Below are 14,172 nucleotides of genomic sequence, written 5' to 3' on the forward strand. Positions count from 1 at the left end.
GAGAACGCCGAACACTTCTTCCTTTTATCTAACAAAATGCTTGTGTATGAAATTGAAATTTGCACTAGTCTGCGCATTGCTTTCGCCGACCTTCTTTACTGCTTCTGCCCAGGAGCAGCGGGTGACCGGCCGGGTCATCGGGGCGAACAATGAACCCGTCTCGGGTGCAACGGTCTCCGTGAAGGGGACCTCGGTGGCGACGACCACCGACGCCCAGGGCAATTACACCATCACCGTACCGCGCTCCAACTCCGTGCTCCGGGTGTCGCACGTGGGCATGGAAGCCCAGGAGCTGTCGGTAGGCGGTCAGAGCACCGTCAACGTCACCATGTCGGGTTCCGCCGGCACCATGAATGAAGTAGTGGTAGTGGGCTACGGCCAGCAGCGCCGCGGCCAGGTGACCACGGCCGTTTCCTCCGTGAAGGCCGAGCAGCTCCAGAACATTTCCAACACCCGCCTCGAGCAGGCCCTCCAGGGTCGCGTGTCGGGCGTCCAGGTGAGCCCCACCGGCGGTGCTCCGGGCGCCGGGCTCAACATCGCCATCCGCGGTATCGCCTCCAACCGCGGCACCGGACCTATTTATATTATCGACGGGGTGAAAGCCGGCGGCATGGAATCCATCGCCCCGCAGGACATCGCCTCCATCGACATCCTCAAGGACGCGGCCGGCGCCGCCATCTACGGCTCCGAGGCCGCCAACGGCGTCGTATTCATCACCACCAAGATGGGTCGCCGCAATACCGCCCGTATCGAATACTCCGGTCAGTACGTGTCGCAATCGGCCCGTAAGGACTATGTCAAGATGATGAACGCCCAGCAATATGCCCAGTACCTCAACGAGGCGGGCGTGGCCGGGGCGCCCAGCTTCTCCGACGTGGCGGGCATCGGCGCCGGCACCAACTGGCTCGACGCCGTGCTGCAGACCGCTCCCCAGCAGCAGCACACGCTCGCCTTCAGCGGCGGCACCGAGCGCACCACTTACTACCTCAGCGGTAACATCTTTACCCAGGACGGCATCGCCGGCGGCGATGCGGCCCGCTTCAACCGCTACACGGTGCGCTTCAACATGGACAACAAGATCAAGTCCTGGCTGAACACCGGCCTGCGCTTTACCTATTCGCACCACAAGCGCCGCGCCATCTCCGACAACAATGAGTTCGGCTCCATCCTCGGCTCCGCCCTCGTCATGGACCCCACCACGCCGGTAACCTACACCGACAACAACAACCTGCCCGCGCACGTGCAGGCGGCGCTGTCGGCCAACAACCCCCTGCTCAAGGATCCTAACGGCAACTACTACGGCATTTCCCGCTACCTGAAGGGAGAGTACGGCAACCCGCTCGCCCGCATCGAGCATGCCCACGGCGAGAACAAGCAGCACAAGATCATCGGCTCCTTCTTCGCGGAGGCCGAGCCGGTGCAGGGCCTCAAGCTCACCTCGCGCTTCGGCATCGACGGCGCCTTCCAGATGGGCCACGGCTGGACGCCCACCTTCTGGTTCTCCGAGGAGAGCAAGAACGCGGTGGCCAACGGCTACGACTACTCCGATACCTGGTTCAACTGGCTCTGGGAGAACTTCGCGACCTATAACCGCAAGTTCGGCCGCCACAACCTGACCCTCCTCGGCGGCGTCTCGGCCCAGAAGAACTATTACCAGAACATGGGCGGCTCCTACTCGGGCCTGTTCCGCGAGGCCGACCGCTTCTCCTACGGCGCCTTCGTTCCGGACGATCTTGACCGCATCGGCTCCTATGCCTCCACCGTTACGCTGGCTTCTTTCTTCGGCCGCGTTACTTATGACTACGATGGACGCTACCTGCTGCAGGGCGTCATCCGCCGCGACGGCTCCTCCAAGCCCGACCCGAGCAACCTCTGGGAAACCTACCCCGGTGTGTCGGCCGGCTGGGTGTTGAGCAACGAGCGCTTCTTCCCCTCGGCCCTCAAGAACACCCTCAGCTACACCAAGCTCCGCGCCTCCTGGGGCCAGAACGGCAGTGTGAACAACATGGGCCTTGGTGAGTGGATGAACCGCATCGCCACCTCCGGCATCGTTTACCCCGATGCGAACGGCAACCTGCTCGTGGGCGCTGCCCCGAGCGGCCTTGCCAACCCCGAGCTGAGCTGGGAGACCTCCGAGCAGCTCAACATCGGTACCGACCTCGGCTTCCTCAACAACCGACTCAACATCAGCATCGACTGGTACAAGAAGCAGACGAAAGGCCTGCTCACCTCCGGCGTGGTGCCGCTGTACGTAGGTAACTTCATTTCTACGGTGAACGCCGGTACGGTCCAGAACAAGGGCTGGGACTTCGAAGCCACCTACCGCAACCCCGCCCGCAAGGCCAGCGGCTTTACCTGGGAGATCAGTGCCAACCTGAGCACCGTGAACAACGAGGTGACCTACCTCGACCCGAACACGCCGCTCATCCCGGGCGCCGGCGTCGGTACGGGCTGGACCGCCACCGCCATGGAAGTGGGCAAGCCGATCTGGTATTTCCAGGGCTACCGCACCGACGGCATCTTCCAGACCCAGGCCGAGATCAACAACTACATCAGCAAGAACGGCCTCACGGGCTATGCCCCGAAGCCGGGTGAGCCCATCGTGGTGGACGTGAACGGCGACAAGATCATCTCGCCCGCCGACATGACCCAGATCGGATCGGCACTGCCCGACTTTACCTTCGGCGCCCGCATGCAGGCAAGCTACAAGGGCTTCGACTTCCTCGTGCTCGCACAGGGACAGAAAGGCAACGACATCCTCATGGGCTTCAACCGACTCGACCGCGCCACGGCCAACAAGCCCGAGTTCTTCTACTCCAACCGCTGGACGGGCCCCGGCAGCACCAACACCTGGTTCGCGCCCAACGCCTCCAACCCGTATATCTACAACAGCGACCTGATGGTGTTCGATGGCTCCTTCGTCCGCATCCGCCAGCTGCAGCTCGGGTACACGCTCCCGCAGAGCATCCTGAGCCGCGCACGCCTCACTTCCTTCCGTGTGTTCGTGTCGCTGGATGATTTCTTCACCTTCACCAAGTATCCCGGTGTGGATCCCGAAGGCGGCAACAACGGTGGCAACAGCCAGGGCATCGACCGCGGCGGCTATCCCATCCCCCGCAAGGCAGTTGTTGGTCTGAACCTTTCCTTCTAATCGCTTAAACCTGATTCAATGAAACATCTTATTATAAAGACCTCGCTCGTTTGCTTCACTACCCTCGCACTCACGAGCGGCTGTAAGAAATTCCTCGACCAGGAAGTGCCCAACTCGTTCACCGAGGCCGACTTCTACAAGACCGATGCCGATGCCGTGCAGGCCGTGACCGGCGTCTACGACATGATGCAGGCGCACTACAACAGCAACTGGGCCAGCATCTACATGGTCAAGACGATGCTCTCCGACGAAAGCAACGCGGGCGGCAACGACGCCGGCGACCAGCCGGGCTACCAGACCCTCGACAACTTTACCTTCGACGCCACCAACGACAAGGTGCGCGACGCCTGGCGCATGATGTATTACACGATCAACCGCGCCAACAAGGTGGTCAACCTCGTGGCGCCGGAGACCGACCTGCGCCGCCGCCTCATCGCGGAGTCGAAGGTGATCCGCGCCTACAACTACATGGAGCTCGTGACCCTCTGGGGCGACGTGCCGCTGGTGCTCGGCGATATCCCGCCCTCCGGCTTCACCAACACCCCGCGCGCGCCGAAGGCCCAGGTATGGGCCCAGATCGAGAAGGACCTCACCGAAGCGGCTGCCGTGCTGCCCCTGCGCAGCGGCTACACCGGCGGTGAGCGCTTCCGCGTCACCAAAGGCACCGCCCAGGCCCTCCTCGGCAAGGCCCAGCTGTTCCAGAAGAAGTATGCCGAGTCGGCTGCTTCCTTCGAGCAGGTGATCTCCTCCAACCAGTACGGCCTCGAGCCCACCATCGGCAAAGCATTTTCGCAGAGTGGTGAGTTCGGCCAGGAGTCGCTCTTCGAGATCAACTACACCAACGCCCGCTCCTACGACTGGGGCAACTTCCCCTGGGGCGCCGCTCCCGAGAGCAACATCCACGTGCAGCTGATGGGCCCCCGTGCCGACTTCTACACGAAGGCGCCGAGCGACTCGCTCATCGGCGGATGGGGCTTCAACCTGCCGAAGCAGAAACTGTACGATGCGTTCGTGGCAGCAGGCGACGTCAACCGCCGCCGCCAGGCCATCATGTCGCAGGCCGAGCTCATCGCCGCCGGCGGCAACTGGACCAACCCCACTGCCTGGGACTACGAGGGCTTCTTCCAGCGGAAGTACGGCTCCTTCCAGTCGCAGACCGGCGGTCCGATCGGCGAGCTGAACTACGGCACCAACTGGCGCCACCTGCGCTATGCCGACGTGCTGCTGATGGCGGCCGAAGCACAGCTCAACTCGGGCGGTACGCCCAAGGCCCTCCAGTACATCAACATGGTACGCCAGCGCCCGGGCACCGGCCTCACAGCCCTCGGCACCGTGACGATGGACGACATCATGCGTGAGCGCCAGCTCGAGCTCGCCTTCGAAGGCCTCCGCTTCCAGGACCTCGTGCGCTGGGGCAAGGCCAGCCAGGAACTCCAGAGCCTTGGCTTTGTGACCGGCAAGCACGAAGTGCTCCCGATTCCCGATTACGACGTGCGCTCCGGCCGTCTTCCCCAGAACCCCGGTTATTGATCCGTAAAACCACAACGACATGAAAAAGCAAACAAACAATAGCTTCCTCCTCAGTGGCGCCCTGCTCGGCCTCCTGGGCATCGCCGCCTGTAAATACGAAACGCGCGACCTCGGTCCCGCGCCCGACGCGTCCTTCACGGTAACGCCCATCTCGGGCATGACCAACCGCTACCTGCTCACGAGCACCTCCACCAACGCCTTCCGCTACGACTGGGACAAGGCCAACGGGCAAGGCTACCGCACGGGCGGCGCCACCGACACGCTTTATTTCCCCGACCGCGGCACCTACAATGTGCGCCTGCTCGTTTACGGCCATAGCGGTGTGGACAGCTCCAGCCAGCAGGTGGTCGTAGCCGCCGACGACCCGGCTGCAATGACCCCCCAGAAGATCCTTACCGGAAACAGCTCCAAGACCTGGATCCTGCAGCAGCCCGGTGGCGGCGCCCTCTGGGTAGGCGACCCCGGTGGCGGCCAGTGGTGGAGCAACGGCGCCGGCGATGTGAATGCCCCCGACCGCACCTGCCTCTTCAACGACGAGTACACCTTCAGCATGAACGGCAATTTCGTGTTCAACGACAAGGGCGACATGCGCGTGGATGATGAGGGCGGTCAGCCCTTCCCCGCCGATATGGCCGGTCCCGGCACCGCCATCGCCTGCTATGCTTCGACCGCCATTCAGCCGCAGTACCGTCCTTGGGGCTCCGGCAACTTCACCTACCAGATCATCGGCAACAACCAGCTCAAGGTGAACGGCCTCGGTGCGCACCTTGGCCTGTACAAGGCCGGCCAGAACGGCACCATCAGCGCGCCCGAGAGCAGCAACACCTACGAGATCATGGAGCTGACGCCCACGAAGCTCGTGGTGCGCAAGCTGTATGGCTGGGGCCAGTGGCGCTTCACGTTCGTACCGAAGCCCTAATCGTTTTTCGCAGTTTCTCTTTCAATAAGCAGACAAAGAAAGCGGGGTCCCTCGGCCTTTCCAGGCGGAGGGCCTCCTTTCTTACTTTCCCTTCTCTTCTTCTTCCCTAAATCCGAATTGTGAGAAAGATTCCCTTTTTAACGCTCCTGCGGGGCGTGCTGCCCTTACTATGCCTGCTCTGGAGCGGTTCCGCTACGGCGCAGGGATACCTGAGGGCCGAAGGCACCCGCATCGTGGACGGCCAGGGACGCACCGTATTATTACGGGGCATGGGCCTCGGCGGCTGGATGCTGCAGGAGCCTTACATGCTGGGTCTTTCGGGCACTGCCGCCAACCAGAGCGATATCCGGAAGAAGATCTCCGCCGTGATCGGGCCCGAGCGCACCGCCACCTTCTACAAAGCCTGGCTGCAGAATTTCACCCGAAAGGCCGATATCGATTCGATGGCCGCCTGGGGCTTCAACTCCGTGCGCCTGCCGATGCACTACGACCTGTACACGCTTCCCGTAGACCAGGAGCCTGCGCCCGGAAAGCAGACCTGGCTGCCCGGCGGCTTCGCGCTCACCGACTCGCTGCTGCGCTGGTGTGCCGCCAACAAAATGTACCTTATTCTTGACCTCCATGCCGCGCCCGGCGGGCAAGGCGCCGACTTCGCGATCTCCGACCGCGATACCACGAAGGCCTCACTGTGGCAGAGTGCCGAAGCGCAGGCAAAGACCGTGGCCCTCTGGCGGAAGCTCGCCGAGCGGTACCGGAACGAGCCCTGGATCGGCGCCTACGACCTGATCAACGAGCCCAACTGGGGCTTCTCCGACCCGAAGGACAAGAACGGCTGCGCCGAGGCCAACAACGGCCCCATCCGCGATCTCCTCGTACGCATCACCGACACGATCCGAGCCGTCGACAAAAAGCACCTGATCATCATCGAGGGCAACTGCTGGGGCAACAATTACCGCGGCATGCTGCCCCCCTGGGACAAGAACACCGTCCTGAGCTTTCACAAATACTGGAACGACAATACCGACGGCGCGCTCCGCTCGATCGTAGAATTACGGGACCAGCACAACGTGCCGGTGTGGATGGGCGAGTCGGGCGAGAACTCCAACGCCTGGTTCCGCGACGCCATCGCCCTGCTCGAGCGCCACGGCATCGGCTGGGCCTGGTGGCCGCTCAAGAAGATCGGCATCAACAATCCCCTCGAGATCCGCTCCAACCCCGACTACAAGCAACTCGTAGCCTGGTGGAAAGGCGCCGGGCCGAAACCCGATTCCGACGCCGCTTTCCGGGGACTGATGCAGCTCGCCGACGACAGCCGCAGCGACCGCAATACCGCGCATCCCGATGTGGTGGACGCTATGTTCCGCCAGCCGCGCGACAACCGTACGTTTCCATTTGCAGTTCACGACCTCGCGCAATCGCCGACGGTTTATGCCGTCGACTTCGACATGGGCCCGAACGGCTCCGCGTATTTCAGCCGCGACTCCGGCAACTACTGGGTGTCGTCGGGCAAGCGCACCGAGTGGAACCGCGGCTGGACCTACCGCAACGACGCCATCGACATCACCCCCTGCACCGATTCCTCCGGCAACGGCTTCCAGGTGGATGGCCTTGGCCCCGGCGAGTGGCTGCAGTGGAGTGTAGTGGCGCCGACGGCCGGTACCTACGAAGTGCGCCTGCGGCTCTCCGGAACCGAGCCGCTGAAAATGGAGTTGTTCGCCAACGGGCTTTCGAGCGTCCGGGAAACGAATGGCAGCAGCGGCTGGGGCGAAGTGCGCTTCCCACGCATCTACCTTAAGAAAGGCATTAACCAGATCCGGCTCCGAAGCCAGCAAGGGCTCGTCAACCTCAACTACCTGCGCTTTCTGCCGGCCACGGCAGCAGGCGGATTCTAAACACCATTTACCCTTAAAACAACCGACATGATCCGAAACGCCCAGCGCCTTCGCATAATACTCCTCGCTGCCTGCTGCTCCCTGCTGGCAGCAACCGGGAGCGCGCAAAAGAACACGACCCTGATGGCCGGCACCCGCGCCGTTGCTACTACCCCCGACACGGAAGCCTCCCTGCTGGCACGCGCCGAATCGCTCGTGCGCCAGATGACGATCGAGGAGAAGGTGAACATGATCCACGCCACTTCGTCGTTTACTTCCGGCGGCGTGCCCCGCCTCGGCATCCGCGAATGGGTGATGTCGGACGGACCGCACGGCGTGCGCGTGGAGCACGGCCGCGACTGGGAAGCCGATAAGAACGTTTACGACTCCGGCACCTACCTCCCCGTAGGCGTGTGCCTCGCGGCCACCTGGAACCCGCAGCTGGGCTACGCCTTCGGCGGCGTGCTGGGCTCCGAGGCCGCCTTCCGCGGCAAGGACGTCATCCTCGGCCCCGGCATCAACATCATCCGCAGCCCGCTCAACGGCCGCAACTTCGAGTACGCCTCCGAAGACCCGCACCTGGTATCGAAGATGGTGGTGGGCTACATCAAAGGCGTGCAAGACCAGGGTGTGGCCGCCTGCGTGAAGCACTACGCGCTCAACAACCAGGAAACGAAGCGCAATACCGTAGATGTACAACTCAGCGAGCGCGCGCTCCGCGAGATCTACCTGCCCGGCTTCAAGGCTGCGGTGCAGGAGGCGGGCGTGCATACGCTCATGGGCTCCTACAACAAAGTGCGCGGCCAGTGGGCCACGCAGAGCCACTACCTGATGAACGACATCCTGAAGAAGGAGTGGGGCTTCAAGGGCGCGGTGATCTCCGACTGGGGCGCGGTGCACAGCACGATGCAAGCCCTCTGGAACGGCTGCGACGTGGAGATGGGTACCGACCTGTCGATGCTGCCCAAGCCCAACTACGGCAAGTTCTTCATGGGCGATACCGTGGTGACCCTCGTGCGCACCGGCGTCGTTCCCGAATACCTCATCGACGACAAGGTGAAGCGCATCGTCTACATCATGCTGAAGACCGGCGTGATCGACGGTAAGCGCAAAGCCGGCAGCTATAATACGAAGCAGCACCAGGAAGTGGCCCGCAAGGTAGCCGAGGAAGGCATCGTGCTGCTCAAGAACGAAGGCGGCCTCCTGCCCCTCAATGCCGGCGCCATCAAGCGCATCGCCGTGATCGGCATCAACGCCGACCGTCCCCAATCGATGGGTGGCGGCTCGTCGCAGGTAAAAGCCAACTACGAGATCACGCCGCTCCAGGGCATCCGCAAGCTCGTGGGTCCCGGGGTGCAGGTGACCTATGTGCCGGGCTACACCATTGCCCGTGGTGCCAACGCCGATGCTGCTGCCATCCGGGAAGCCGCCGCCGCCGCTGCCGGCGCCGACGCGGTGATCTACGTGGGCGGCTGGACGCACGGCTACAACTACTCCGTTTGGGCCGACAACGCCTATGATGCCGAGGACACCGACAAGCCCGATATGAAGCTGCCCTTCGGTCAGGATACGCTGATCAACGCGGTACTGAAAGCCAACCCCCGTACCGTAGTAGTACTGATGGGCGGCGGCGCCGCCGACCTCACGCAGTGGGTGGGCGATGCCCGCGCCATCGTGCAGGCCTGGTACCCCGGCATGGAAGGCGGCAACGCCCTCGCCGGCATCCTCTTCGGCAACGTGAACCCCTCGGGCAAGCTCCCGATGTCGTTCCCGCGCACCCTCGCGGAAGCGCCGGCGCACAAGCTGGGCCAGTATCCCGGCGGCGACCAGGTCTATTATAACGACGATATCTACGTGGGCTACCGCTACTTCGATACCTGGAAGGTGGATCCCCAGTTCGCATTCGGCCACGGCCTTTCCTACACCACGTTCCGCTACAGCGGCCTGAAGGTGGAAGGCAAGGGTAAGAAGGCTACGGTCACCTTTACGATCACCAACAGCGGCAGCCGCGCCGGCGCCGAGACCGCGCAGGTATACGTACACCAGCAGAAGAGCGCGCTGCCCCGCCCCGAAAAAGAGCTGAAGGCCTTCCAGAAGGTGTTCCTGAAGCCCGGCGAGTCGAAGGTGGTGACGCTGAACCTGGGTGAGGATGCCTTCCAGTATTACAACGATGCACAAAGCAAATGGGTGCTGGAACCCGGTGGCTTCGACATCCTGGTGGGCGGCTCCTCGCGTGCCATTGCACTCAAAGGCACGGTAAACCTGTAACTTTCGGGGATGAACAGCATGAAAAACATCCTGTACAGCGCTGCCTTCCTTGCATTGGCCCTCGGCGCCTGCAAGAAGAAGGATAGTGGCAACGGCGGCGGCAATAGCGGCGGCGGTGGCGGCACACCCGTGATCCCACCGGTAGTTGCCAACGACATTTCGTATTGGATCACCCGCGGCGACGGTGGCGCCCTCATCGAGCAGCAAACCCTGCCGCTCGGCTTCGGCACCACGGCGAGCAACCTGCCCTACATCGACGTTGATTCGGCGGTAGCCTACCAGTCGGTGGACGGGTTCGGCTACACGTTTACCGGCGGCAGCGCCGACCTCATCGCCTCCCTGCCGGCGGCTACGCGCAGCAGCCTGCTCCAGGAGCTGTTCGGAACCACCGGCAACAGCATCGGCGTGAGCTACCTCCGCGTGTCGGTAGGCGCCTCCGATCTGAGTGCCTCGGTCTATACGTATAACGACCTTCCTTTCGGGCAGACCGATCCTACCCTGGCGCAGTTCAGCCTGGCGCCCGACGAGCTCACGGTGATCCCGATGCTGCAGGCCGTGCGCGCGGTGAACCCGAACATCAAGCTGATGGCGACACCCTGGACGGCACCTTCGTGGATGAAGGACAACGGCAGCAGCGTGGGCGGCTCCCTGCTTCCGCAGTATTACGACGTCTATGCCCGCTACCTCGTGAAATACCTGCAGGGCATGCAGCAGCGCGGCCTCCCGATCGATGCGCTCACGGTACAGAACGAGCCGATGCACGGCGGCAACAACCCGAGCATGCTGATGACCGCGGCGCAGCAGGCGACCTTCATCAAGAACAACCTCGGCCCGGCCCTCCAGGCCGCGGGCCTCACGACCAAGATCATCATCTGGGACCACAACGCTGATCACCCGGATTATCCCATCCAGGTGTTGAACGACCCGGCGGCGAAGGCCTTCATCGACGGTTCCGCCTTTCACCTGTACGCCGGCGACATCAGCGCCCTTAGCCAGGTGCGCAACGCACATCCCGACAAGAACATCTACTTCACGGAGCAGTATACCGCTTCCAACGGCTCCTTTGGTGGGGACCTGAAGTGGCATTACCGCAACGTGATCATCGGGTCGATGCGCAACTGGAGCCGGATCGCGCTGGAGTGGAACCTGGCCAACAACGCCAGCTTCGGTCCGCACACACCGGGCGGCTGCACTACCTGTAAGGGCGCCATCACCATCAGCGGCGGCACGATCAGCCGCAACGTGGCCTACTACATCATCGGGCAAATCTCGAAGTTCGTGCCCCCGGGCTCGGAGCGCATCGCCTCCAACAACAGCGGCTCGTTGTACACCGTGGCCTTCCGGCGCGCCGACGGCAGGAAGGTGCTGGTGGCACTCAACGACGGCTCCACGCCGGCCGGCTTCAACATCCGCTACAAGGGCCGCTGGGCCTCCGCCTCCCTCGACGCGGGCGCTGTGGGCACCTATGTCTGGTAATATCGAATCTGATCAAGAAACTGTTTGAACCATAACGTATGAAAATGACTCCATTCCTCCTCCTGCTGGCCCTGGCCGCCGGCTGCAAGAAAGGCGGTAACAACGGCGGCGGCGGCAACACGCCGGCCCTGCCCCGCATCTCCATCGAGGACCTGACGCAGGCCGAAGGCAACGGCGGCAGCAACAACTTCAACTTCCGCGTTACCCTCAGCGAGGCCGCCTCCGGCCCGGTAACGGTGTACTACACGACCAATGGCGGCACCGGTGTGGCCACCGAGGACTTTACCTCCGTGACCAACGGCTCCCTCACCTTCGCCGCCGGCGAGCGCGAGAAGCTGCTGGCGGTACCTGTGGTGGCCGACGATGCCCGCGAAGGCGACGACGTGTTCACCGTGACCCTCTCCAGCCCCAGCGGCGCCACCCTGAGCCGCGCCACGGCCACCGCCACGATCCAGAACGACGACACGCGCATCCCCTTCACCAATGCCGGCTACGACGCGCCGACCTCGTACCCGGGCTACTCGCTGGTGTGGAGCGACGACTTCAACGGACCCGCCCTCAACTCCACCTTCTGGACCAACGAGAACGGCGACGGCTGTCCGAACATCTGCGGCTGGGGCAACAACGAGCTCGAGTACTATACCGACCGCCCCGACAACCTGTTCTTCCAGGACGGCAAGCTGGTGATTCTCGCGCAGAAGGAGTCGTACGGCGGCAAGCAGTATACCTCGTCCAAGATCCTGACGCGCGGCAAGAAGACCTTCAAGTACGGCCGCATCGACATCCGCGCCAAGCTGCCGAAGGGCAAGGGCATCTGGCCCGCGCTCTGGCTGCTGCCCCAGAACAACGTATTTGGCGGCTGGCCCCGCAGCGGCGAGATCGACCTGATGGAGCTCGTAGGCCATGAGCCCAACAAGGTGTACGGCACCCTCCACTTCGGCCCCGGCCCCGGCTCGCAGCAGATCAGCCGCGGCTACACCCTGCCTTCGGGCACCTTCCACGACGAGTTCCATGTGTTCTCGGTGGAGTGGAAGCAGGACGAGATCAAATGGTTCGTGGACGGCAACCTGTTCTCCACGGCCCGCAAGGCCGATGTGGGCGTGAACAACTGGCCCTTCAACGAGGAGTTCTACCTCATTTTCAACCTTGCCGTGGGTGGCAACTGGCCGGGCAACCCCGACGCCAGCACCTACCTGCCGCAATGGATGGTCGTAGATTATATCCGCGTATACCAATAGGCGGAGCACCTGGCTTTCCCTGAAAGCGTGTGTGGCCAGGCAGTGCAAGCAGGTTCTTTTCGTGCAGCAATCGTTACCCCTGCTTCCTGCCTGGTTTTTTAAAGCCCCGCCACCGGCGGGGTTTTTCGTGCAAATGCAGTACAGGAGCGCCGATACACCGGGTGAATTATTCTAATTTAACGGTCCGCCCACGGTAAAACGCGTATCTTTCCCTTCAGTACCAAAACACGAATCGTGCATCGTTCCGCCCCGTACCTGCCCTTCCGGCGCTTCGTTTCCTGTGTGCTCCTCCTGCTCTGCGTCTTCGCGGGCGACCTGCGCGCGCAGCTCGCCAACCCATACGATTATCCCGTGCTTTCCCACCTGGCCCACCAGCGTCTCCGCGACTCGCTGAAAAAAAGCTGGAGCGTGCCTGCCGCGTTCAAGGACAAGGAGACGCAAAAGAAATTCAGGGAGTTCTGGGAAGGCCGCACCGAGTTCGTGGTCAACGCCATCGAGAACAAGGACTTCATCGAGGAACAGGAGCTGCATGCCTTCATCGACGGCATCGTTAGCCAGATCTGTGCCGCCAACAAGGACCTCATCCCGCAGAAGCCGGTGCTGCTGATCGACCGCAGCGCTTCCGTGAACGCCTACTCCGTGGGGGGCCACCTCATCGCCGTCAATCTCGGCCTCATCACCTTCGCGCGCAGCCGCGAGGAGATCGCGCTGGTGATCGCCCACGAGCTCTCGCACGACATCCTCGACCACGCCGGCCGCTCCATGCGCGAGCGCGCCGAATGGCTCACGTCGGATGAATACAAGAAGTCGCTCAACGAAGTACTCGACTCGCGCTACGAGCGCTTTACCCGCCTCAAGAAGGTGCTCGAGGGCTATACCTTCAGCCGCACGCGCCACAACCGCTACCACGAGGGCGAGGCCGACTCGCTGGCCGTGGTGCTGCTGAAGAAGGGCAAGATCGCCTTCGACCCCGCGTGCTTTCTCCGCCTCGACTCCTCCGATATGCAGTACCAGCGCCCGCTGGCGCAGCCGGTCAAAGCCTACTTCACCGCCCTCGGCCTGCCCTTCGAAGACAGCTGGGCCCGCAAGGCCACGAAGGGCCTCTCGGCGCGCAACTTCAACTTCAACAAAGGCAAGGAGAATGCCGACTCGCTGAAGACGCACCCCGACTGTAAGGACCGCTACACCCGCACGCTGCCCTGGTCTACCGTATCGGGGCCGCTCACGCCCGTACCCGCTTCGGTGCAGGCAAAGGCCAGCAAGATCATTCTCTGGAACCTCTTCGACAACCAGAGCCTCACCGCCTGCCTGTACCGCCTCCTCCAGGAAAGGGACAGCGGAAACAACGACGCCTGGTACACGTTCATGATGCACAATGTGTTCTTCGGACTGTTTTACTCCGACAACGAGCTGAACCGCTTCAACGTGGTAAAGATCCGCCCGAAGGAGGATGTGGCGCCGAGCTATTTCGAGCTGCAGACGATGCTGGAGCAGATGCCCCGCGAAAGCCTCGAGCAATACTACCGTCATTTCGGAGCGCAGGCCTTCTGGCAGGAGCTGCCGGCCGACGCCCGCGGGCTGAAGCCGCTCTACGCCACGCTGCTGCAGAAGGAAGGCACACCCAAAGAGCGTGAGGCCGCTGCGCGCACCTTCAAAATGGCGCACCCGAAAAGCATGTACTGCGAGTTCGCCGAACACTTCTCCAAATAACTCCCGAAT

8 protein-coding genes are annotated in these 14,172 nt (G+C 62.8%); all 8 read left to right on the forward strand.

Translation table 11 applies throughout. The features are described 5' to 3' along the window. Positions 1-46: 46 nt before the first annotated feature. The 8 genes from ABD937_RS06790 to ABD937_RS06825 all read left to right on the forward strand — a co-directional run bounded on the left by ABD937_RS06790 (position 47) and on the right by ABD937_RS06825 (position 14,163). Positions 47-3,151 (forward strand): SusC/RagA family TonB-linked outer membrane protein, encoded by a 3,105-nt coding sequence (locus ABD937_RS06790; RefSeq protein WP_345254514.1) that lies wholly within the window; start codon positions 47-49, stop codon positions 3,149-3,151. An 18-nt stretch (positions 3,152-3,169) separates the two neighbouring features. Then, entirely contained in the window at positions 3,170-4,681 is a 1,512-nt protein-coding gene (locus ABD937_RS06795) for a RagB/SusD family nutrient uptake outer membrane protein (protein WP_345254516.1), read from the forward strand. A gap of 19 nt (positions 4,682-4,700) precedes the next feature. After that, positions 4,701-5,600 carry a hypothetical protein gene (locus ABD937_RS06800; protein WP_345254518.1) on the forward strand — a complete coding sequence of 300 codons (900 nt, stop codon included), beginning with the start codon at positions 4,701-4,703 and terminating at the stop codon, positions 5,598-5,600. 119 nt (positions 5,601-5,719) lie between these two features. Continuing rightward, a complete protein-coding gene (locus ABD937_RS06805) occupies positions 5,720-7,492 on the forward strand; it encodes a cellulase family glycosylhydrolase (protein WP_345254519.1) in 1,773 nt (590 codons plus the stop codon). A gap of 27 nt (positions 7,493-7,519) precedes the next feature. Next, positions 7,520-9,739: a glycoside hydrolase family 3 C-terminal domain-containing protein gene (locus ABD937_RS06810; RefSeq protein WP_345254521.1), complete on the forward strand. Its 2,220-nt coding sequence runs from the start codon at positions 7,520-7,522 to the stop codon at positions 9,737-9,739. Positions 9,740-9,748: 9 nt separating this feature from the next. Then, entirely contained in the window at positions 9,749-11,215 is a 1,467-nt protein-coding gene (locus ABD937_RS06815; RefSeq protein WP_345254523.1) for a glycoside hydrolase family 30 protein, read from the forward strand. A 44-nt stretch (positions 11,216-11,259) separates the two neighbouring features. Then, a complete protein-coding gene (locus ABD937_RS06820; RefSeq protein ID WP_345254525.1) occupies positions 11,260-12,453 on the forward strand; it encodes a family 16 glycosylhydrolase in 1,194 nt (397 codons plus the stop codon). Positions 12,454-12,687: 234 nt separating this feature from the next. Continuing rightward, a complete protein-coding gene (locus tag ABD937_RS06825) occupies positions 12,688-14,163 on the forward strand; it encodes a M48 family metalloprotease (RefSeq protein WP_345254527.1) in 1,476 nt (491 codons plus the stop codon). Positions 14,164-14,172 lie beyond the last annotated feature (9 nt).

Source organism: Flaviaestuariibacter amylovorans (assembly GCF_039541815.1).
Lineage (GTDB): Bacteria > Bacteroidota > Bacteroidia > Chitinophagales > Chitinophagaceae > Flavisolibacter > Flavisolibacter amylovorans.

Excerpts from the sequence above, each read along its gene's own strand:
- ABD937_RS06790 (WP_345254514.1), top strand. The coding sequence starts at position 47 with ATGAAATTGAAATTTGCACTAGTCTGCGCATTGCTTTCGCCGACCTTC.
- ABD937_RS06795 (WP_345254516.1), top strand. The coding sequence starts at position 3,170 with ATGAAACATCTTATTATAAAGACCTCGCTCGTTTGCTTCACTACCCTC.
- ABD937_RS06800 (WP_345254518.1), top strand. The coding sequence starts at position 4,701 with ATGAAAAAGCAAACAAACAATAGCTTCCTCCTCAGTGGCGCCCTGCTC.
- ABD937_RS06810 (WP_345254521.1), top strand. The coding sequence starts at position 7,520 with ATGATCCGAAACGCCCAGCGCCTTCGCATAATACTCCTCGCTGCCTGC.
- ABD937_RS06815 (WP_345254523.1), top strand. The coding sequence starts at position 9,749 with ATGAACAGCATGAAAAACATCCTGTACAGCGCTGCCTTCCTTGCATTG.
- ABD937_RS06820 (WP_345254525.1), top strand. The coding sequence starts at position 11,260 with ATGACTCCATTCCTCCTCCTGCTGGCCCTGGCCGCCGGCTGCAAGAAA.